General features: G+C 67.1%; 18 protein-coding genes. 8 read left to right on the top strand and 10 right to left on the bottom strand.

All coding sequences use genetic code 11. The features are described 5' to 3' along the window. Window positions 1-38: 38 nt before the first annotated feature. Window positions 39-1,241, top strand: a complete 1,203-nt coding sequence (locus K7W42_RS00285) for an acyl-CoA dehydrogenase family protein (protein WP_157458246.1) — start codon at window positions 39-41, stop codon at window positions 1,239-1,241. Between the two features lie 47 nt (window positions 1,242-1,288). Continuing rightward, window positions 1,289-1,705 carry a hypothetical protein gene (locus K7W42_RS00280; protein ID WP_224571367.1) on the top strand — a complete coding sequence of 139 codons (417 nt, stop codon included), beginning with the start codon at window positions 1,289-1,291 and terminating at the stop codon, window positions 1,703-1,705. Here the strand turns inward: K7W42_RS00280 and K7W42_RS00275 are convergent. Then, window positions 1,702-2,520, bottom strand: coding sequence for a DUF1152 domain-containing protein (locus K7W42_RS00275; protein WP_224571365.1), 819 nt, complete (start codon window positions 2,518-2,520; stop codon window positions 1,702-1,704). The genes K7W42_RS00280 and K7W42_RS00275 overlap by 4 nt on opposite strands. Window positions 2,521-2,720: 200 nt before the next feature. Here K7W42_RS00275 and K7W42_RS00270 point away from each other — a divergent pair, with 200 nt between their 5' ends. Further along, window positions 2,721-3,425 carry a hypothetical protein gene (locus K7W42_RS00270; RefSeq protein ID WP_224571363.1) on the top strand — a complete coding sequence of 235 codons (705 nt, stop codon included), beginning with the start codon at window positions 2,721-2,723 and terminating at the stop codon, window positions 3,423-3,425. 115 nt (window positions 3,426-3,540) lie between these two features. Here K7W42_RS00270 and K7W42_RS00265 read toward each other — a convergent pair whose 3' ends face one another. Next, window positions 3,541-5,916 (bottom strand): putative bifunctional diguanylate cyclase/phosphodiesterase, encoded by a 2,376-nt coding sequence (locus K7W42_RS00265; protein ID WP_224571362.1) that lies wholly within the window; start codon window positions 5,914-5,916, stop codon window positions 3,541-3,543. A 368-nt stretch (window positions 5,917-6,284) separates the two neighbouring features. Between K7W42_RS00265 and K7W42_RS00260 the strand changes: the two genes are divergently transcribed. Together K7W42_RS00260 and K7W42_RS00255 are read left to right on the top strand one after the other, a co-directional pair. Then, window positions 6,285-8,549, top strand: a complete 2,265-nt coding sequence (locus K7W42_RS00260) for a RelA/SpoT family protein (RefSeq protein ID WP_224571941.1) — start codon at window positions 6,285-6,287, stop codon at window positions 8,547-8,549. Between the two features lie 2 nt (window positions 8,550-8,551). Then, window positions 8,552-9,517 (top strand): hypothetical protein, encoded by a 966-nt coding sequence (locus K7W42_RS00255; RefSeq protein WP_224571360.1) that lies wholly within the window; start codon window positions 8,552-8,554, stop codon window positions 9,515-9,517. A gap of 330 nt (window positions 9,518-9,847) precedes the next feature. Here the strand turns inward: K7W42_RS00255 and K7W42_RS00250 are convergent, their stop codons facing one another. Further along, window positions 9,848-10,543 (bottom strand): YqjF family protein, encoded by a 696-nt coding sequence (locus K7W42_RS00250; RefSeq protein ID WP_224571358.1) that lies wholly within the window; start codon window positions 10,541-10,543, stop codon window positions 9,848-9,850. 207 nt (window positions 10,544-10,750) lie between these two features. Here K7W42_RS00250 and K7W42_RS00245 point away from each other — a divergent pair, with 207 nt between their 5' ends. Next, entirely contained in the window at window positions 10,751-11,203 is a 453-nt protein-coding gene (locus tag K7W42_RS00245; protein WP_224571356.1) for a PA2169 family four-helix-bundle protein, read from the top strand. 60 nt (window positions 11,204-11,263) lie between these two features. On the opposite strand, the gene K7W42_RS00240 is transcribed toward K7W42_RS00245, so the two are convergent. The 5 genes from K7W42_RS00240 to K7W42_RS00220 all read right to left on the bottom strand — a co-directional run bounded on the left by K7W42_RS00240 (window position 11,264) and on the right by K7W42_RS00220 (window position 16,348). Then, entirely contained in the window at window positions 11,264-12,925 is a 1,662-nt protein-coding gene (locus tag K7W42_RS00240) for a HAMP domain-containing protein (RefSeq protein ID WP_224571354.1), read from the bottom strand. 67 nt (window positions 12,926-12,992) lie between these two features. Beyond that, complete coding sequence (locus K7W42_RS00235; RefSeq protein WP_157458238.1) at window positions 12,993-13,403, bottom strand: DUF8082 domain-containing protein; 411 nt, start codon at window positions 13,401-13,403, stop codon at window positions 12,993-12,995. Then, window positions 13,400-14,248: a hypothetical protein gene (locus K7W42_RS00230; protein ID WP_198170422.1), complete on the bottom strand. Its 849-nt coding sequence runs from the start codon at window positions 14,246-14,248 to the stop codon at window positions 13,400-13,402. The genes K7W42_RS00235 and K7W42_RS00230 overlap by 4 nt, the downstream gene beginning before the upstream one ends. Before the next feature lie 183 nt (window positions 14,249-14,431). Next, a complete protein-coding gene (abxC, locus tag K7W42_RS00225) occupies window positions 14,432-15,082 on the bottom strand; it encodes a monothiol bacilliredoxin AbxC (protein WP_224571353.1) in 651 nt (216 codons plus the stop codon). 45 nt (window positions 15,083-15,127) lie between these two features. Continuing rightward, a complete protein-coding gene (locus K7W42_RS00220; RefSeq protein ID WP_224571352.1) occupies window positions 15,128-16,348 on the bottom strand; it encodes a sugar efflux transporter in 1,221 nt (406 codons plus the stop codon). Between the two features lie 67 nt (window positions 16,349-16,415). Here K7W42_RS00220 and pepF point away from each other — a divergent pair, with 67 nt between their 5' ends. Continuing rightward, window positions 16,416-18,242, top strand: coding sequence for an oligoendopeptidase F (gene pepF / locus K7W42_RS00215; RefSeq protein WP_224571351.1), 1,827 nt, complete (start codon window positions 16,416-16,418; stop codon window positions 18,240-18,242). A gap of 46 nt (window positions 18,243-18,288) precedes the next feature. After that, window positions 18,289-19,239, top strand: coding sequence for a hypothetical protein (locus K7W42_RS00210; RefSeq protein ID WP_224571349.1), 951 nt, complete (start codon window positions 18,289-18,291; stop codon window positions 19,237-19,239). 122 nt (window positions 19,240-19,361) lie between these two features. Here K7W42_RS00210 and infB read toward each other — a convergent pair whose 3' ends face one another. Both infB and K7W42_RS00200 read right to left on the bottom strand, forming a co-directional pair. Next, the gene (gene infB / locus K7W42_RS00205; protein WP_224571347.1) at window positions 19,362-21,191 is read right to left on the bottom strand and encodes a translation initiation factor IF-2; all 1,830 of its coding nucleotides are present in this window, start codon (window positions 21,189-21,191) and stop codon (window positions 19,362-19,364) included. 46 nt (window positions 21,192-21,237) lie between these two features. Continuing rightward, window positions 21,238-21,510, bottom strand: coding sequence for a YlxR family protein (locus tag K7W42_RS00200; RefSeq protein WP_224571345.1), 273 nt, complete (start codon window positions 21,508-21,510; stop codon window positions 21,238-21,240).

The raw sequence follows: 21,510 nt of genomic DNA, 5'->3' as shown, positions 1-21,510 counted from the left end.
ACCGCACCGTTTCCACTTCCCCTCCACAGGAGCCCCCCATGACCAGTACCCTTGACCGTCCGGCCAACGCCAACACGCAGCCCATGAACGATGACCAGCGCACGATTATCAGCGCGCTGAAAAGCTTCCTGAAGAACAAGGTCGAACCCGGCGCCGCTGAGCGCGACCAGACCAGTGAATTCCCCTTCGACATCGTCCGCGAACTGGGCGAGATGGGCATTATGGGCGCCCAGACCCCCGAGGAATACGGCGGCGCCGGCCTGGACACGGCGACCTTCGCCATGATTATCGAAGAGGTGGCGGCGGTGGACGGCAGCCTGTGCCTGACGGTCGCCTCACACAACAGCCTGTGCCAGGGCCACATCCTGATTGGCGGCACCGAAGCCCAGAAGCAGAAGTTTCTGCCCGACCTCGCCAGTGCCCAGAAGCTGGGTGCCTGGGGCCTGACCGAACCCGGCAGCGGCAGCGACAGCGGCGGCATGCACAGCAACGCCAAGGAGCAGCCCGACGGCAGCTGGATTCTGAACGGTTCCAAGAACTTCATCACCCAGGGCAGCGTGGGCGGCACCTACGTCGTGCTGGCACGCACCGACGCGGCCCGCCCCGGCAAGGGCAAGAACGACGGGATTTCCGCGTTCGTGTTTAACCGCGACGAGGTGCAGGGCTTTTCCATTGGCCGCAAAGAAGACAAGCTGGGCCTGCGGTCCAGTGACACCGCCCAGCTCATTTTCGAGGACATTCACCTGCCGGCTGACGCCCTGCTGGGCGAGCGCGGCAACGCCTTCAAAGACGTGATGAAGGTGCTAGACGGGGGCCGCGTGGGCATTGCCGCGATGGGCCTGGGCCTGGGCCGCGCCGCTTACGAATACGCCGCGCGCTACACCATGGGCCGCGAGCAGTTCGGCAAGCCGATTGCCCACAACCAGAACCTTGCCTTCCGCCTGGCCGACATGGACACCAAACTAGAAGCCGCCCGCCTGCTCATCCGCAAGGCCGCCGACCTGAAAGACGCAGGCATGAACTTCACCGTCCCCGTGGCCCGCGCCAAGCTGTACGCCACCACCGTGGGCGTGGAAGCCTGCGACGAGGCCATTCAGATGCTGGGCGGCTACGGCTACATCAAGGAGTACCCCGTCGAGCGCTTCTGGCGCGACAACCGCCTGACCCGCATTGGCGAGGGCACCGACGAAGTGCAGCGCCTCGTGATTAGCCGCGACGTGCTGAAACGCTTCGCGGAGTAAGACAAAACGCAGACGAAAAATGGAGGCGCGGCACCCAGGATGGTCGGGTGCCGCGCCTCAACACTATTTCTCTTCGCACCTTGCTCACCGCCCGGGAGAAGTTGCCTCTGCGACCCAATGACCGGATAGAACACCTGCTCAGCCGTTTCCGGGTCACGTTTGAAGCGGGTCAGACCCGGAAGGGTGTCTATCAATTGATGCGCGGCAACCTTGTTTTCTGGCTTGTCGATGGTCAGCTCAGCAGTTTGGAGCTCGCCACGTCTCACGCACCTTCTGACCTCATCAACTGGTGCGGCTTCGATTGGGTGCCAGACAGAGACCGCTTGTTGCGCTGGTGCCAGGCCGAGGGCATTCCCGTGTCGCTCCAGCAGGAGGAGAGCGGGGGCCAACTCTGGCAAACGCCCTCTGGCGCGCATGTCGCGGTGCAAGGTGGGCAGCTCTGGAACATCACCCTTCGGCTCTAGACTGGGATGTCCACCCTGGGCCGAAGAGGCACCTCGTCCCGGTGGCGTTCAATGACCAGGCCCACGTCCGACAAGCTCAGGGTGTCCAGCATCGGCCGGTAATATTGAAGTCGCCGGGCGACGGCCCCCAGGTCATACGTCCAGTACAGGCCCATCAGCGGGTTAATCCACAGTTCGCTGCCGTGGGTGCGGGTGCTGGCATGGTGGTCGCCGTACTGCCCTTCGATGGCGCTCAGAATGCTGCTGTTCACGATGCTGGTGTACCGGGGCATTATCTGAAAGGCGGCCTCGCAGGCGCCGCGGTATTGCTGGACAGGAAGCATCCCCGGCGTGAGGCTGAAAGCCCCCAGATAGGTACCGGCACGGGTCAGCTCGGCGGTGGCCTCCAGGTAGTGGGCGTGGCAGACCCCGTGAAAGGCGTCAACGCCAAACCCCAGACAGGCCAGCAGTGTTTTGACGCCGCGCAACTCATTGACGGCCACCAGACTGGTCGCGTCTTCATGCGGCGTGCCCAGGCCCGACTCATCGCCGCGCATCAGGGAATCGGTGCCGCCGTCCACCAACAGCACGGTGTCAAGAGCGAGGTGATCGCACAGGGCCTCGTACGCCGTCTTGAGCGGCTGCACGCCCACCTGGCGAAAGGCATACACAGTGCTGGGCTCGCCCTGAGTCTGGAGCCACCGGCTGAGCCAGTATTCAGGACAGTAGTCGCCGGGCGTCACCCGCTGGTCTGGGGTCACGGTCACCACGGCAGGTGCCAGGTCGCGCCCGAGAGTGGGCAGAAAGGACGTGAACGAAGAGTTCGCCAGAAACACCTGTTTGCCCTCGGCGCGCAGGGCGAAGTACAGGGGCAGGCCTCAGAACACATCGAACCCGCCGCCCATGCCTGCAATCAGAATGCGCTGGGATGAGGCCAGCTCTTGAACAAAGCGCGGCTGAAGAGCGGGCAGCATGGGCCTATTCTCTCAGGTTGGGTCTGACCCGGGCGAGGCATCTGCGGCTTACCCTGAAGCCTATGGGCAGGCGGGTGACCGAATTGGTGGCGGGGCTGTGCGGCGAAACGGCCCTGGCCCTCGCGCCGCCGCTGCTGGCCTGGGCAGAGGCCTCACGGCCTTTTCTGACTTTTCTGGACCACCACCAGAACAAGGTGCGGCGCAAACTGCGCCAGGCCTCGGGCTCGGGCCCGGAGGAACTGGCTGATGTGGCCGCCGAGCTGGGTCTGGCCGCCTGGCTGCTGGGCGAGCGGCGCTGGACGCTGGTCTATGAACCCCTGGCCGCCTCTGGCAAGCGGGGGCCGGACTTTCAGGTCGCCTCGCCGGACGGGGGCCCCGGCTTCTTTCTGGAGGTGACCCGTCTGCGCCCCGCCAGCACGCAGGCGGCGTTGGTCCCAAAACTGGCCCGCACCGTGGCCGACAAGGTGGGCCAGCTCCCAGCAGGGGCCGTCAACGTCCTGGCGGTGGTATTGCCCCCGGACACAGATGGCGCGGCCGTGTGGTCAGCCGCGCTGCGCCTGCTGACCGCTGGGTCCCCGGCCGCCTCTGGACTGGACAGCCGCGCCTTTGCGCGGGGCCGGGCAGGCCTGGCGGCCCTCCTGCTGTTTTCTTCAGCGCCGCCGCAGGCGCCTGGGCTGCTGGTGCCGTTGCCGGGCGCCCGGCATCCCCTGCCCGCTGAAACGGTACGCCGCCTGCGCGCCCTGGCCAGTTATAGGGATTCCGATTGAATCGTTTTTATAACGATTCAATCCGAGCGAAGCGAGCAGGAAAAAACGGGTTCCGGACGTGGAGTTGGTGAAGCAGTGGGGTGCTGCTTGGAGGGCGGAATAAACGGAATCCGTATTAGCCGCCCGCCTGGCCTCCGCCCGCGCGCCACTCGGCCAGCCAGCGGGTGAGGTCGTCGGCGGGCATGGGGCGCGCAAAGAGAAACCCCTGTACCTGGTCGCAGCCCAAGGCGCGGACCATGTTGAGCTGGCGCTCCGTTTCCACCCCCTCGGCCACCACAGCCAGATTCATGGCGCGCGCCACGGAGGTAATCGCCTGAATCAGCTGCTGTCCGCCCTCGTGAAACTCGGCGTTCTCCACGAATTCGTGGTCAATCTTCAGAGCGCTGATGGGCAATTTCATCAGCGAGCTCAGCGCGGAATGGCCCGCGCCAAAGTCGTCTAGCGACACCAGAACGCCCAGGCGGCGCAGCTGCCGGATTTTGTGGGCGGCGGCCTCGATATCGCGGACGACTAGGCGCTCGGTGACTTCCAGTTCCAGCCACTCGCCGCGCAGGTGGTGCCGCGTCAGGGTGCCCTGCACCCGCTCGACAAAGTCACTCTGGGCAAATTCGCGGGGCGAGACATTGACCGCCACCCGCAGCGGGGTGCCTGCCGCCTGCCAGCGCGCGGCCTGGGCGGCGGCCTGGTCCATCACCCAGGCGCCCAGCGGCAGGATGACGGCGCTGTCCTCGGCCACCGGAATGAACTGGTCGGGCGGGACTTCCCCGAGGTCGTGGTGGGTCCAGCGCAGCAGCGCCTCCACGCCGGTCACGGCGCTGCCCCGCACCTGCGGCTGATAGTGCAGCGTAAACTCCCCACGGTCCAGCGCGCCGCGCAGGGCCGATTCAAGGCGCTCCTGGGCGTGGACGGTGGCTTCCATGTCGGGGTGAAAGACGCGGTAGCTGTTCTTGCCCTGGGTTTTGGCCTGATACATGGCCAGGTCGGCGCGGCGCTGCAGGGCGCTGGCATTCGGGGGTGGCCCCGTCTGCTCAGTTGGCGCGTGGCCGTCGTACACGCTCAGGCCAATCGACGCCGTCACCACCGCCAGTCCACTGTCCTGGCCCCCTTCGCCGGCCAACTCGAAGGGCTGGGCCAGCGCCCCAACCAGGCGACCAGCCACCAGTTCGGCATCTTCAGGTTGCCCCAGATGCGTCAGGATGACCGTGAATTCGTCGCCGCCCATGCGCGCCAGGGTGTCACTCTCGCGCAGGCAGCCCCGCATCCGGCCAGCGGCCTGCACCAGCAGTTCGTCGCCCGCCGCGTGGCCCAGCGTGTCGTTGACCAGCTTGAACCCGTCCAGGTCGAGGTACAGCACCGCCACCCGCTGGCGGTAGCGGGTGGCGGTGGTCAGCGCCTGTTCCAGCCGGTCACGGAACAGGGCGCGGTTGGGCAGCCCGGTCAGGGCGTCGTGAAACGCCTGATGGCTCAGCAGATTGCGGCTGGCCTCCAGCTTCTGGGCAAAGGTGCGCAGCTCTTGATTCAGGCGGGCGTTTTCCACAAACGACACAGCTTGACGGCACATCACCAGCGCAAACAGCGCCACTGTTCCCCAGGCCACGCCGCGCGCCGCCGGGGTTGAGGTGCCGAAGGTCAGGAGCAGCAGCCCGCAGGACAGCGCCACCGCCAGGTAGGGCAGGGCGCGCAGCAACCTCCGCAGGCCTGCGGGGGGAGGGGCGCCCGTCTCTTGAAGGGGCGCGCGGCGCAGCCACCATCCCGCCAGTGCCTGGGCTGCGGTGCCCAGCGTCCACAGAGCGTCCAGCCACTGCCCGGACTCGTAGTGGCCCCGGCTGCTGTGCAGGGCGTAAGTCAGGTCGGCGGCGGCGTAGGTGGCCAGGCCTGCGGCCAGCAGCAGCACCGGAAACCGCACGTCGCGCCCGCGCACCGCCAGCAGCACCAGGGTCAGCAGGCCCAGGTCCAGTGTGGGGTAGGCCAGGGCCACCAGGCGCTGGGACAGCGGGGTGCTGGTGTCGGTCGCCAGCTCGCCCAAAAAGCCGTACCAGGCGTAAATGCCCACCACCCCCACGATGATGGCACTGTCCAGCAGCAGCCCAGCCGTTTCCAGGGGCCGCAGGCTCACGCGCGCCAGGCGCAGCAGGGCCAGGCCCAGCAGCACGTAATACGCGCCGTACAGCAGGTCTGCCACCGAGATGGGCGGCACGGTGGCTGTCAGTAGTTCGGCCGCCACCCACACGCCCTCGCCCAGCGTCAGGGCCAGCAGGGCCAGGGTCAGGAGGCGCAGCCCCCCCCGTTGCGGCGCCGCGCTGCGCCGCCAGGCCAGCCCCGCCAGCGCCGCCGACAGCGCAATCACCAGCAGGTAGGGCAGGTTGATGTACCAGGCCGCCTGCTCGGGGGGGCCCCAGCGCCAGACCAGCCAGGCCACATGCAGTCCCGCCGTCAGCAGGAGGGTCAGCAGCAGTGTGGCCGGCAGGGCAGAAGCGCGCAGGGCAGGCATCGGGTGAAGCTATCGTACAGGGGCGCGGCGGGCAGTGCGGGCGCCCCTTAGCCTCCCTCCATGAATAAACCCATCGTAAGCCCCGTGCCATCTGTGTCAGACGCGGGTCTCTAGAATGGGTCCATGAAGGGCCTGCGCGAATTTGTCGAGTGGCTGCGCGAAGTGCTTCAGGGCAATCCGCAACCTCAACCCGTGCCTGTGCCTGTTCGCGTGCGCGAGCGCCGCTAGCAGAAGCAGCCGACCACCACACTTCACTGATCCCCGGCACCCACCGCCCCCGGTGGGTGCTGTGCTGAAAGGTGCGCGCCGCAGCAGCCCCAGCGCAGCCAGGCGCTATTGTGCAGGGCGTGGTCGCTGGCGAACATGGAATGGGAGAGCTGCGCGCCCTGGTCGCGTCGCGCCCGGCAGAGGACGGGGCGCGCATCGAGCGGGCCTATGAGTTTGCGCGCGACGCCCACGAGGGGGTCAACCGCAAGAGCGGCGAGCCGTATATCACGCACCCGGTGGCGGTGGCGGTCGTGCTGGCGCGGCTGGGCATGGACACCGAGAGCATCATGGCCGGGCTGCTGCACGATACGGTCGAGGATGTCGAGGGCGTCACCTTCGAGGGCATAGAGGGCCAGTTTGGCCCCGACGTGCGCCGCATCGTGGAAGGGGAAACCAAGGTCAGCAAGCTGTCCAAGCAGGGGTCGCAGACCGCCGAGGTCAGCGAGACGGGCCGCGACGTGCAGGCCGAGAACCTGCGCCAGATGCTGATTGCCATGACCGGCGACATCCGCATCATCGTGGTCAAGCTGGCTGACCGCCTGCACAACATGCGCACCCTGGGGTCCATGAAGCCCGAGAAGCAGGTGCGCATTGCGCGCGAAACGATGGACATCTTCGCGCCGCTGGCGCACCGGCTCGGGATAGGGCAGATGAAGTGGGAACTGGAAGACCTCAGTTTTCAGTACCTGCACCCCGACGATTACGCTTACCTCCAGTCGCGCCTGCGCACCCGCCAGGAAGAGCGCGAGGCCCTGATTACCCGCGCCGTGGCCGACCTGCGCGCCGCGCTGGAAGACGACCTGGAACTGCCCGAATGGGTGTCCGACATTGATATCGCCGGGCGCAGCAAGCACCTCTGGAGCATTCACAACAAGATGAAGCGCGAGGGCAAGGCCCTGGAGCAGATTTTTGACCTGCTGGCCATCCGCGTGATGCTGACCCCACGCGACCTTGTGGTGCCGCCCGGCACCGATGAAGCGAGGCGCGAACGGGCCGAAGCCACCCGCGAAAAGCGCATCTGTTACCACACGGTCTCTATCGTGCATTCCATCTGGACGCCGCTGCCGGGCCGTTTCAAGGACTACATTGCGGTGCCCAAGCCCAACGGCTACCAGTCGCTGCACACCACAGTGATCAGCCAGAGTGGCCAGCCGATTGAGGTGCAGATTCGCTCGCGGCGCATGCACGAGGTCGCGGAATACGGCATCGCCGCACACTGGATGTACAAGCAGGGCAGTCAGCTGGCCCAGAAGGACCGCGAAAACTGGATTGCCCAGCTGCGCGAGCTGCAAAACGAGATCAACGACGCCTCGGACTACATGGACGCCGTCAAGGTGGACATCCTGTCTCAGCGGGTGCGGGTCTTTACCCCCAAGGGCCTGGCCATCAGCCTGCCGGCGGGCAGCACCCCGGTGGACTTTGCGTACCACATTCATACGCGCATCGGGGAAACCACGGTGGGGTCGCGGGTCAACGGCTCGATTGTGCCGCTGTCTCACAAACTGGGCAACGGCGACATGGTGGAAATTGTGACCAGCAAGAACGGTCACCCCAGCAAGGACTGGCTGAACTTTGCGGTCACCCGCAGCGCGCGCGCCAAGATTCGCCATCACTTCCGGCAGCAGGAACGCAGCGAGGCGCTGCAACACGGCCACGACCTGCTGGAACGGTATCTGCGTAAGCGCCAGCTGGCCGTGCGGCAACTGATGCGCACCAAACTGCTTGAAGACGCCACCCAGAAGTTGCTGGGCACCCGCAACCCCGACGACCTGTATCAGGCGCTGCACGCGGGCAAGCTGACCCCCAGCGGCGTGGGCCGAGTGCTGTCGCCGCAACTGGCCCAGGAACAGGCGGCGGCCACCAGCCGGCGCGTGCCGGTGCCCCGCACCCCCGAACCGGGCGGCGTGTACGTGGAAGGCTTTACCACGACGACCAAGCTCAGCCAGTGCTGCAACCCCATTCGCGGCGATCAGGTGATGGGCTACCTCACGCGCGGGCGCGGCGTCTCGGTTCACCGCATTGACTGCCCCAACATGATTCGCCTGCTCAAGGACGAACCCGAGCGCTGCGTGGCGGCCTCCTGGGAGGCGGGTACGCCCGGCACCACACTGATAGATGTGGACGTGATTGGACCTGACCGCGCGGGCCTCCTGGCCGACGTGCTGGGTGTCCTGGCCCGCGAGAAACACAGCCCCACGAAGGTCGAAGCGGTGGTGGGACAAGAGGAGGTCGCCGTGATTCACCTGCGCCTGCATGTCACGGGCCAAAGCGACCTGGAAGCGGTGCGCCGCGCCATCCTGGGCGTGCCGGGCGTCAGTGACGTGGTGCGCGTGGGCGGGCGCAAACGCAACGGGGCGGGCGCCTGACCGTGCTGACCCTGGTGCCTGACCTGGGTGACCTGCTGCGCCTCCAGCCGCAGTTCAATGCAGGCACCGTGGTCGAAGTGCTGCGTGAACTGGGTGCCCCTCAGGTGCTGTGGGCCTCTGGCCCCGACCCGGACCACCCGCTGCGGGACGCGCTGCCGGCGGCCCGCATTGCGGTTCAGGACGGCCTGGCCCCCGAGTGGCACTGGGCTGACGCCGAACACGAAGCGCTGGTGGGCTTTCTGAGCCAGTACCCCCAGGGCCGCGAGCGGCTGAAGGCGGCGGCGCAGGCCCAGTCGGCGCTGGCTGCCCTGGTCACCGCCCCGCTCAGCCTGTCTGGCGCCCTGGCCCCTGATTTTCTGGCCCAGCTTCAGTCGCAGGCCACGGCCGAACGCGCCGTTCTGGATGAAGGCCCCGGCACCCGCTGGCGGGCGCGTCGCCTGACCGAGCTGGCTGCTGCGCTGGCTGGCCAAAGCGGCGCCGTTCTGGTGCCTCTTGATGATCTGCCCGACCTGCTGCGCCTGCTGCCTCAGGCCAGCCTGCCCGACATCACCTCGTTTGTCCCTGGTGACCTCAGCCGCCGCCGCGCGCTGGCCGACCGCGCCTGGCAACTGCGCGAGGAAGATGACCTGTCCGCCCTGCTGGCGGCCCTGGAACGCGAGAGCGGTGACGAGATCACTCCGCGCGCCGAACTGGACGCCGCCGCCGCTGGGGTGTATCTGGCTGTGGGCGAGCTGGCACCGGCCCGCGCGCTGCTGGAACAGGCCGCCCACGCCCTGACCGACGACCTGCCGCGCAGCCTGGCAGGGCTGGTGCTGGCCCGGCTGGGGCAGGTGCGCGACGCCCAGGGCAACCGCAACTTGGCGCAGCGCACCTACCGCGCGGTGCTGGCGCTGAATTACGCCCCCCAGGTGGCGCGCGAAGCGGCGCAGGCAGGCCTGGAGACACCATTTGCGCTGACCCTCCAGTGAGACAGGATTAGGGCGCATCGAAGTCGCAGAGTGTATGAACTGACCAGGCGGCGAAACAGGCGGGAGAGCACCCAGAATAGGTCGCTGAGGTGGCGCGGTCCTCCGACTAAAGGCGCCCCAGCTAAGGGCTGTTCTCCTCGGAATGGAAGGCTCCCTCGTTCCCTATGCTGCCAAGGCATCTGTTTTCAAGCAGGCACTTGCCTCAGTATCGGGCGCTCATTTCCTCCTGGCGCTAAGTCCCGGTATGGAGCCAGAGCAGCACGCTCTTCTGAATGTTGAATGGGTCCTCTGATCTGGTCACTGGATAAATTTCTCTTGCTCCTCGCCTCATTACGTCAGCCGGTCTCTCCACCATGCCCGCACCTCAAGGCGCTCGGCGTGCAGGGCGTGGGGTGGGCCGTCCAGGGTCAGGCCCAGCGGCTGCGCCAGTGTGTTGACGCGCACCTCAGCCTCGGCGCGGCGCAGGGGCCAGGGGTGATGGTGAATGCGGCCCCGGTAGAGGTGACCTGCACGGTCGGCGCTGAACAGCCGCAGGTGATCGGTCAGCCAATGCTCCAGACTGTCTGCGGCGGGCCTCAGGGGTTGGCCCACCGGGCGGTAGGCCCCGGCAAAAGCCCCGGCGCCCGTTCGCTCATCGGTACGGACGCTGGCATAGCGGGTCACGTCGCCTTCCCGGCTGACCCACATGCGCGCCTCGCGGTAGGGCAGATGAAACAGGCGGCGCGCCAGGGCGGCGGCCAGCGGCTGCGTCACGTCCAGGCTGTAAAACCAGACGCCGCGTTCGCCGTTCACCTTTACGTAGGTGCGCAGGTTTAGCTCAGGAAAGGCGCTCAGGCCCGGCACCGCTGGGCAGCCACGCGGGGCCACGTCTTCCATTCGGAACGGCACCACGCCCAGGTAGGCCTGACCCTGCCAGGTGTCGACCTCCACCCCGGCCGGCAGGCTGGCCTGAATGGTCTCAGCCGGCACCGCCCAGTGCAGAAAACAGAGGTCTAGCCAGCGCATCCTCAGAAGCCAGGGCGTCATGACGGCAGCAGAGCACGTCCGGCGGGGCCAGATGTGAGATGGGGCAAGCCTGCGCCAACTGACGGTAAAGGACGCCTTGGCCGAACTGTCAGGTGGCAAGCGGGGCCGCCCCCTACGCTGGGGCCGTTCAACCTTGCGGCGCCTGCGCAAGCCGCGCGGCAGACCCCATCACACCCCCATATCAGACTGGAGGATGCACCCATGACCATGAACAACGAGACTGTGCTGGACAAATTGCAGTACCTGCTGGGCACCCTGCGTGACGGCGAGAAGGGCTTTAAGGACGCGGCCGAACACGCCACCGACGCTGGCCTACGCAGCCTCTTTATGGAGCGCAGCGTGCAGCGGGCCCAGATGGCCGGCGACGTGGAGTCACACATCAGCCGCCTGGGCGACAAGCCCCGCGAGAGTGGCAGCGTGGGCGCGGCCCTGCACCGCACCTGGCTGAACGTGCGTGACGCCCTGACCGGCCGCGACGACTATCAGGTGGTGGCCGAGTGCGAGCGTGGCGAGGACGTGGCCGTCGAGAACTATCAGGATGTCCTGAAAGAAGCCGAGCTGCCCGCCGATATCCGCTCCTTCGTGGAAGGGCAGTACGCGCAGGTCAAGGCCAGTCACGACCAGATTCGTGACATGAAGCACAGCATGCAGGCCAGCTGAGCGTCATCACAGCAAAGCGTTGGGCCGCCCTTTGCGGGGCGGCCCAGTTTGCTGTGTCGCTTAGCCTCGGCGGCGGCGGCGCAGACGCTCCATCGCCGAGTCCAGGCTCAGGCGCATGCGCTCCAGGGCCTGGGCCAGGTCACCGATCTCGTCGTTGCGCTCGGCCTGCACGGGGCGCGACAGGTCACCCATGCTGATGGCGTCGGCGATTTTCACCAGTTGCTCGATGGGCTCCACCACGCGGCGGGCGGCGCGCAGCGCCAGGTAGGCGGCCAGACCCAGCGCCAGCAGCGACACGAACAGCACCAGGAAAATGGTGTTGCGCAGCTGCGCCTGCTGCTGGGCATTGGACACGCCCACGGCCACGGTATAGAGCAGGTTGTCGTTGCCTTCGACGTTGCGCCCGGTCTCCACCACGCGGCGCCCGTTCTGCTCCGAGACGGTGATTTGCTGCACGATGTAGTTGATGGCCGTCTTCTGCTGGTTCTTGGGGTCATTGGCCTGCGCCTGCAACTTCTCCACGTCGTTGGCCGTGCCGCCCAGTTCCTTCAGTTCGTCGGCGCGGGCCTGGTAGACGCTGGCCGGCGAGATGCTGCCCACGTAGTTGTTCTTGGTGGGGTTGTCGGTCAGCCAGTTGCTGACTTCGGCGTTCAGAATGTCGTTGATGTCGGGCGTCTGGCTGGAGAAGAAGCGCGAGCCGTCGCGCAGTTCCACCTGTACAAAGCCCACGCTGGAGCTATTGACCAGCGACTCGATTTGCGGTGCGATGTTGCCGTACCCACGGTTGGGGTCAATGTTGCCGCTGACGGCCACGGCCACGGCCTGCGCGTTGCTCTGAATCTGATTTTGTTGCAGGCGTGGCAGGGTCAGGGACAGCACGGTCAGGGTCAGCAGGCTGGACACGCCCAGCGGCACCAGTGCGCCCAGGGCCATCCGCTGCCCCAGGCTGGTGCGCCGGGCGCTGGCCTTGGGCGCCTCGTCGGTCAGGGGCGTGACCACCATGGTGTCCAGAGGCTGCTGCGGCACCTCGGCGGCTGTGGCCGTTTTGGTGGGGGTCGAGTCGTGGATGGTCAGGGCGCCAGTAAAGTCCGACCACACGTCGGCCCCGGCCTCAGGCGCCGCCGGGAGGGGTGCGGGCGCCACCACCGGGTCAAGCACTGCTGTTCCCGCGCCGCCGCTGCTGCCCCAGCCGCCCGGTGTGGTGTCCAGATTCCCCAGGGCGCTGGCCAGACTGCTGTCCATGCCTCCCGCGCTGGCGCCAGGTGCCGCAAACGGATCGTTCAGGGCCGCGAAGGGATTGGCGGCGCTGGCGTCGTCAGCGCCAAAGGGCACGGCGGGCCAGATGGCCGAGGCGCGCAGGTCGGCCATGTCCTGCGAGGCGGTGGCCTGCGTCTGCAGAGGGGCCAGCGGCGCGTCGTCGGCGGCAAAGGGGGTAGGCGCCGGGCGGCTGGGGGCGGGAGTGACGCCCTGAAACGGCTCGCTGACCAGGTCGGTTTCGTCGCGCACCTCTTCCAGGGCCACGCTGGCACCCACCTGCTGAAACATGGACATCAGCAGTTCGGCGCGCGGGCGCCCTGTGGGCTTCATCAGCCGGCCTGAACGGCGGCTGCCCAGGCGCTGCGCCTGCTCGGCGTTCAGCCCAAACCGCTCCTGCAACAGGGCCTCAAGCGTGGCCCGTTTGTCCTGCGCGACAGCTTCTCGGATGACAACGGTGTACTTCATGTGTGGGCTCCCAGGGTGAGGGGGGTCGTAGGGCGGCGGGTCAGGGCGGCGCAGCGGGGCCGGGCGGTCATGCCAGGCCCCTGGCGCGGAGGTTACGGGCAAACTGCTGCACCCGTTCAGGCGTGAGCTGGCGGGCCACATGAGACAGCAGGGCGTTCAGGGTGGCGCCGTCGCCCAGGTCGTCCAGGGCCTCGTCCACCATCACGGCGGCCATCGGGCCCACCACGGGGGTCAGACAGGCGGTTACGGCGTCGGCGGTGTCATCCGAGACCTGCTGGTGGTTCTGGTTGGCGCGCTTGACCCACTCGCCGGCGGTGCGCAGGCGCTCCTGGGCGTCAGGCACCGTCATGCCGGCCAGGCGCGCTACCTCGGTCAGGTCACGCAGACCATCCACATGCGTCATGACGCGCCAGATGTTGAATGGCAGCGGCGTCTGGTCGGTCAGGCCGTCGGGCCAGGTGGGGGCAGTCAGGGTCATGAGGTCTCCAGGCCAGAGGCGGCCCACTCGGGGCGCTGGCGCAGGGCGTCCAGCGGCAGGTCACCCAGCCGCACGCCCAGACGGGACAGGCTGGCGCGCAGGGCGGCGTTCAGGGCCGGCCGGAATTCCCGGACCGGCACTCCCTCTTCGATAGTCAGGACGCCGTCACGGAAGCTGACATCCTGCGCGAACGGGTCCAGGCAGGGGTGGTCGCCCACCAGCCGCACCGTGACCTGTTGCCAGACGGTATCCAGCGGCTGGGCGCGGTGAACAGTGGTCAGCAGCTCCTGCCAGAAGCTGGCAAACTGGGCGCGGTTGTCCTCGGCATTGGTGGCGAAGAGCGCGCACGGTGCCCCCTGGTCAGGCAGCCCGCCCCCGATAAAGCGGCCATACGACCAGAAGCTGCAGTTCAGCCCCGAGACCAACAGGCCGTGAAAAGACTCCTGCTCCAAGAGGGGGCGCAGCGCGGGCCAGGGGGCCGGGGCCGCCTGGCCGGGCGCGGCGCGTGTGGCCCACAGCAACTCGGCCAGATTGGGCTGCAGCGCCGCCAGGCTCACGCGGGCGCGCGGCACACCCTGCATCGCCACGTGCCAGGGAACGGCCTGGCCGCCGTGCGTGTACCCGCCCAGCAGCGCGCCGCGCGACCACACAAACCGCACCCAGCGTCCTTTTTGCCAGGCGTCGAAGGTGCCGGTGAAGCCCTGCGTCTGCCGCAGGGTCAGGTCCGTCATGACCTCGGTCCAGGGATAGTGGTCCGTGCTGAGGCCGGCGTAGACAGCGTCACCTTGCGGCACGGCAACGGCGTGGTTCAGGGGGGGCATCTGGGGGGCTGTGGGTTCTGGCATGGAGGTTCCGGTGAGTCTAACGTGAGGGCGCACAGAGCGTGCAGTGGGCAGGGCGAAGCTCGGGAAACACCCCCATGACACCCCATACCCTCTTACGGGCCGCTTACACAAATGCAAAACCTCACGCGCAGGGCCCGGAGGCCGCGTGAGGTTGGTCTGAGAAAGGGGTCAGAGGGTCAGGAATTACAGCTCGTCCAGCAGCGCCTGAACCCGGTCGCGCAGGTCACCGCGTTCCTGCGGTGCGCCCAGCTGGTGCAGGCCGCCGTGGTAGGCGTCGGGGTCACCGAACAGGCGCGACAGCAGCTCGAATTCGCGCTGGCTGCGCAGACTGGCGTCATCACGGAACAGGTTGACGTACTGGTCCTGAAAGGCCCACTCGCTCAGGGTGCCGTCCAGGTAGGCGCGCATCAGGCGGCGGTAGGGCTCCACGTTGTCGTCGGTGGCGACGCTGGCCGTGCCCTGGCGGGCGGGCACCTGGGCCTGAAACACCGGGGTCAGGGCCTCTGGCGTGATGTCCCAGTTGTTGACCTCGTACTGCGCCTCACCGTCTTTGAACAGAATGAACTGCGGGCTGTGGTGAATCAGGCCGGTGCGCTGCGCGACGTGATTGCTGGCCGGGCGCCAGTCCACCACCCGGATGTAGCCCACGGGCAGGTCAAAACGCTGGAGGAAGGTTTCCAGCACCCCAAAGCCCTGCATGGTTTTGTGGCAGGTGCCGGCCTTGAAGACGGCGGCCAGTGGGTACTCGGTCAGGAACTGCTCGACTTCTTCTGGGGTGGTCAGAGGAACAAGCACCTGGGCCTCGGCCTGGGCGGTCTGCGGGGTCTGGGTCATGCCCACAGCATACCGCCTGCTTTAGAAAATGAAGTGAGGCGACGCTTAGTTGTCCGGCTTGCCCGGCTGCCCGCGCCACAGCATGACGGCCCACGCGGCGGCGGCCAGGGTCAGGCACAGCAGAAAGACGCTGCGGTAGCCAAATGCCTGGGCCCACGCGCCCGCCGTGACGCCGCTGAGCATGCCACCCAGGCTACTGGTGTTGGCAAAGAGGGTGGTGGCGGCGGCAAAGCGTCCTGGCATCAGTTCCTGAAAGTAGGCCATCCCCAGGCCCGCCAGCAGGGCCAGGACGACGGCGCGCAGCACCTGGGCCGCCACCAGCAGCGCCTGGCCCTGGGCCAGAAACAGCAGCGCGAAATGCACGGCAAACAGCGCCATGCCCGCCGCCACCAGCCAGGCCACCGGGGGCAGGCGCCGCCAGGTGACCAGGGCCAGCATCACCGGGATTTCCAGCAGGGCGCACAGGCCCACCAGGAAGCCCACCTGACCCCCCGTGCCGCCCAGCGTGCTGGTCACGAACAGCGGAAAGACGGTCATGCCCATGCTCATGGCCATGCCGTACAGCACAAAGGCCAGGGCGCCCCAGGCCACGGCGCGGCGCGGCGCGCTGGCGGGCGCGGTGGCCGGCACACTGGCCCTGGGGGTGCGCCCCGGCACCCGCAGCAGCGGCGCCGCCGCCAGCACGAAGCAGGCCGCTGCCGCCGCGAAGACTCCCACAAAATCAAACCCCGCCAGCACCGCCGCTCCCAGCCCTGGCCCGACCACCCACGACAGGCTGAACACCGCACGCAGCACAGTCAGGGCGCGCTCGGCCAGTTCGGCTGGCACGTCCTGCAACGTGGCGCGGGCAAAGGAGAACACCTGTGGAAAAGCCGCCGCCCCCGTGGCCAGAAACACCGCCCCCGTGACCAGCAGCGCCGGGTAGGACCGCGTGACGCACAGCAGGCCGTAGCCCAGGCCGCCGGCCAGCAGGGTCAGCAGCACCAGCGGCTTGCGGTTGGTCCAGCGGTCCGACCATCGCGCCAGTCGTGTGGCGATCAGCACGGCGGCCACCGCGTTGCTGGTGAGGAACAGACCCAGTTGTAAGGGGGTCAAGCCCACCTCGCCCACGGCAAACAGCGCCATATACGGCACGGCCAGCGAGAGCCCAAAGCCCAGCAGGAAGACGCTCAGGGCCAGCCCCGCCGCGTGGGGCAGCCGAAAGACGGCGGGCAACACCGCCGCCGGGGACAGGGAAGAGGTGGTCAGGGGGGCCGGGCCATTCATGCCGCTTCACTGTACTGCGCGGGCGACTGAATCGGTTCAGATGCGGCCAGGAATGCTAGCCTCCGGTATGACGGCCTCACAGTCCAGCGCACCATCTCCCGCCGCCCTGCCCCGCCGCGCCGACGCCCCCCGCGAACAGACCTGGGACACCGAGGCCCTGTTTGCCACCACCGACGCCTGGACGGCCGAGGCCGGCGCGCTCCCCGCCGCCATTGACGCCCTGGCCGAATATGCCGGCCAACTGAACACCCCCGCCGGTCTGCTGGCCTACCTGAAGGCCGCCGATGAGGTGGAGCTGCGCCTGACCCGTCTGGTGTCCTACGCGGGCATGGGGGCCAGTGTGGACGGCCGCGACGCCGAGGCCGCCGCCCGCCGCGACCAGGCGGTCAGCCTGACCTCCCGCCTGAGCAGCGTGACGGCCTTTTACCGGCCTGAGGTGCTGGCGCTGGACGAGGCCACCCTGAAAGGCTGGCTGACCCAGCCCGATTTTGCCGAGCAGCGCGTGCGCCTGGAGCGCATCGTGCGGGGCCGTCCCCATGTGCGTAGCGCCGAAGTGGAGGCCCTGTTGGGCGCAGTGCAGGCCCCCTTTGCCGCCGAGCGGGGCATTCACCCCGCGCTGGCCAACATGGACCTGCGCTTTGGCACGGCGGGCGACACGACCATCACTCAGGGCAATGTGGACCGCCTGACCGCCCATCCCGACCGCGAGGTGCGGCGCGAGGCCTGGGAGCACTACGCCGACGCCCACCTGGCGGCCCAGCATTCGCAGGCGGCCATGTACGCGGCCAACGTGCGTCAGAACGTTTTCCTGGCCCGCGCCCGCCATTATCCGGACAGCATCACGGCCAGCCTTTCGCCCGACCGCATTCCCACAGCGGTCGTGACCACCCTGCTGGAAACTTACCGCGCCAACACGCCCGTCTGGCAGCGCTACTGGAAAGTTCGCCGCGCTTGGCTGGGCCTAGACACCCTGCGCGAATACGACGTAAAGGCTGCTCTCGTGCCGCCGCGCGAGGTCAGTTACGAGCAGGCTGTGGACTGGATTGCAGACGGCATGGCCCCCCTGGGCGAAGACTACGTGCGCGAGATGCGCGCGGGCCTGACCACCGAACGCTGGGTGGACTATGTCGAAAACGAGGGCAAGCGTCAGGGGGCTTACAGCAACGGCGGCGGGCGCGTTAAACCCTTCATCTTCATGACCTGGAACGGCACCATGAACTCGTACTCCACCCTGGCGCACGAGATCGGTCACTCTATGCACTCGCTGCTTTCACAGCGTGAGCACCCGTACTCAGTGCCGCGCTACACGCTGTTTCATGCCGAGGTGGCCAGCAACTTCGATCAGGCGATGGTCCGCCAGCACCTGCTGCAACAGGCCCGCGCTGAGGGCGACACCACCTTTGAAGTGCAGATTATCGAAGAGGCGCTGTCGAACTTTCACCGCTACTTTTTCATCATGCCGACCCTGGCGGCCTTTGAGCTGGAAGCCTACCGCCGGATTGAGGCGGGCGGGACCCTCAGCGCCCCCGACCTGAACACCCTGACCGCCGACCTGCTGGCCGAGGGCTATGGCGACGGCGTGACGATGGACCGGGAGCGCAGCGGCATCCTGTGGGCACAGTTTTCCACCCACCTGTACGCCAACTTCTATGCCTACCAGTACGCGACTGGCATCAGCGCGGCCCACCAGATTCTGGAGCAGTTTGCCGCTGATCCGGAAGCCGCCCGTGAGCGCTATCTGCGCTTCCTGAAATCCGGCGGCAGCCTGGACCCCATTGACGCCCTGAAAGAAGCCGGTGTGGACATGCTGAGCCCCGAGCCGGTGCAGGCCACCTTCCGCACCCTGGAAGGCTACGTGGCCCGCCTGGAAGAATTACTGGCCCAGCGGCAGTAGGGCAGATCTGCTGGCGCGCGTGTGGGGCGGCGGTCATGCTGTAGGAATGACTGCTGCCTTACCTGCGCTGGCTCCCGAAGCGTCGCCCCCGGTGCAGGTCTGGCCGCTGTGGCGGCGCTTCCTGCTGCATTTCGGCGCCGCGTACCTGGCCCTGTACTTTCTGGCTGGGGTGCAGGGCTTTCTTCCAGCGGAGACCGTCTGGCCTGTGGCCGATGCTGTAAGCCGCGCCCTATTCGGCACGCCACTCCCACCTCTGGGTGAAGCCACCGGCAGTGGGGACACCGCCCTGCTGTGGGCCTGGACGCTGTGCCTCCTGCTGGCCTCCCTGATGGCGGGTGTGGCGTGGACGGCGCTGGCCCCCTCGCTCCTTCGCCCACAGGTGCTGACGACGCTTGGCCGGTTCCTGCGTGTGGTTTTAATCGTCTGGCTCACGGTCTACGGCATGGCCAAGTTCAATCTTGGGCAGTTTGACCTGCTGTCGTCCGCGCAACTGGGCACCACCTACGCCGAGTCCAGTCCGATGGGCCTGCTGTGGCGCTTCATGGCTGCCAGCCCCGGCTACCAGTGGGTGGCGGGTGTGGCCGAGGTACTGCCGGCCCTGCTGCTGCTGCACCGCCGGACGGTGACGCTGGGCGCCCTGGTGGCTGCCATAACTATGAGCAATGTGCTGGCCCTGAACCTGTTTTACGACGTGCCGGTCAAGAATTTCAGCGCCCATCTGCTCCTGGCAGCTGTGGTCCTGCTGGCGATGGATGCCCGCCGCCTGCGCGCCCTAGTAACAGGCGAGGCCGTACCGGCCCGTTCGGGGAGGCCCCAATCGGGGCTGACGACTGCCGCCGCCTGGGTGATGACTCTGCTCCTGCTTGTGGCAGTGGCCTTTAACGTCCGGACTGGTCTAGCGGCCCTGAACACGGACCGTCAGCGTACCCAGGTCAGCGGGGAACCGCTTAAAACGCGCGGCTTTCATTGGGTCAACGAGAAGCCGTACAACAGATAGATGTGCTCTAAATGCCCAGGCCAGAGGCAACAGGTGATTCCAGGCTCTGTACCGCAACGACACGAAACCAAAAAGGGGAGAGGCGCCGCTATGGACGCCTCTCCCGCTGTGTTGAGCCTGGCTTACGCCTGTTCCACTTCCACCATTTCGCTGGCTTCGATGATGTCGCCTTCCATCACGTCGTTCCAGTCCAGGTTGATCCCGCACTCGTAGCCGGTCTGCACTTCACGGACATCGTCCTTAAAGCGCTTGAGACCCACGACCGTACCCTCATAGACGACCTGCTTGCCGCGCGTGACCTTGGCCTTGGCGTTGCGCTTGAACATGCCGTCCGTGATGTACGACCCGGCGATGTTGCCGCTCTTGGGGTGGCGAATGACCATGCGCACTTCGGCGCGGCCGAGGTATTTCTCCTCGAACACCGGCTCGACATTGCCCTTGATCAGGCGGTCCACTTCGTCAATGAGCTCGTAGATGATGCGGTAGGACTTGATATCCACGCCCTTGCTGTCGGCCACCTTCTTCACGCCGCCCGAGGGGGTCACGCTGAAGCACAGGATGGTCGCTTCGGCGGTGGACGCCAGCAGCACGTCGCCTTCGGTGGGGGCGCCGATACCGGCCAGCATGACGTTGATCTTCACGTCGTCGCTTTCCTTGCGGGCCAGGATGCCCTGCAGGGCTTCGACGCTGCCCTGAGTGTCGGCACGCAGAATCAGGTTGACGGTGCGCACGCTGCCCAGCGGTCCCATCATCTCTTCCAGGGTCAGGCGGCGCTGCACGCGGGCGTTCTCGGCGTCGCGGCGGGTGTCCACGCGCTGCGCCACCACCTCGCGCGCGGCGTGTTCGTTCTTGGCCGAGCTGACCGTTTCGCCGCTGCTGGGCACCTCACTGAAGCCCAGAATCTGCACCGGCGTGCTGGGGCCCGCGTCCTTGATGCGCGCGCCTGCGCTGTCACTCATGGCCTTGATCTTGCCGTAGCCTTCGCCCACGACCAGGAAGTCGCCCACATGCAGCGTGCCTTCCTGCACCATGACGGTCGCCAGCACGCCGGCCTGCTTGTCCACCTTGCCTTCAATCACCACGCCGCTGAACTTGCCCTTGGGGTCAGCGCGCAGGTCTTCAAGTTCGGCCGTCAGGCTGATGTATTCCAGCAGGTCTTCCACGCCCTCGCCGGTCTTGGCGCTGACCGGCACGACCACGAGGTCCCCGCCGTACTCTTCGGGCACGAGGTTGAGCTGGGTCAGGTCGGTCTTGACGCGCTCGGGGTCAGCCTGGGGCAGGTCCACCTTGTTGATGGCCACGATCATGGGCACCTTGGCGGCCTGCGCGTGGGCGATGGCCTCGCGGGTCTGGGGCATCAGCGAGTCGTCGGCGGCAATCACGATGATGGCGATGTCGGCCACGTTGGCGCCGCGCGCCCGGATGGTCGTAAACGCTTCGTGGCCGGGCGTGTCGATAAAGACGATCTTGCCCTTGCTCGTCTTGGCTTCAAAGGCCCCGACGTGCTGGGTAATGCCGCCCGCTTCCTTGGCTGCAACCTTCGTTTTGCGGATGTAGTCCAGCAGGCTGGTCTTGCCGTGGTCCACGTGACCCATGATGGTCACGACGGGCGCGCGGTGGGGGACTTCCGATTCAGCCTCAGGATCGGCCACAGCGGTGGAGGCTTCGGCCGCCTTGGGCGCGGCACTGGACTGGGCCGTGGCTGCCGGTGCCGACTGAACAGTGGTGGGCTGTGCTGCCGCCGGGGTGGCCGTTTCCGGCTCGGCGGCGGCGGTGGGCGCTTCGCCGCCCTGCTCCTCGGCCAGAATCTGCTTAATCAGCTCGACAGTGTCTTCTTCGATGGTGCTGCTGACGCTCTTGTACGACACGCCCAGGCCATCGAGAATTTCCAGCATTCTTGCGTTTTCGACGCCAAGGTCCTTGGCGAGGGTATAGATACGAACTTTCGACATGCTCACCTCCGGTGAGTCCTGCTCTGCGCCATAGGCGCAAAACGCATTATGAATCGGGGGCGCCCGGCGTGACCGTGCGCTGTGCCAGTTCGGCCACAGTCGTCGCCTGAGCGCCAAAAGCCCGCCGCAGCCGCTTGTCTTGCCAGCAGGTGGGTGTATCTGCGCACAGGTAAGCCCCCCGGCCCTGTCTGGGCCGCTGCCCCAGTTGCCACGCGCCGTCCACCTTGGTCAGGCGTAGAAATTCGCCTTGCGGCCGTTTGCGGCGGCACGCCACGCAGGTGCGCTCGGGGACATGCTTCAGGGTCTGGGGGCCGGTCAA

Origin of the sequence: Deinococcus betulae (assembly GCF_020166395.1) — a bacterium.
GTDB lineage: Bacteria > Deinococcota > Deinococci > Deinococcales > Deinococcaceae > Deinococcus > Deinococcus betulae.
Note: the sequence above shows the minus strand (reverse complement) of the source record. Positions and strands in the feature narration are given on the sequence as shown.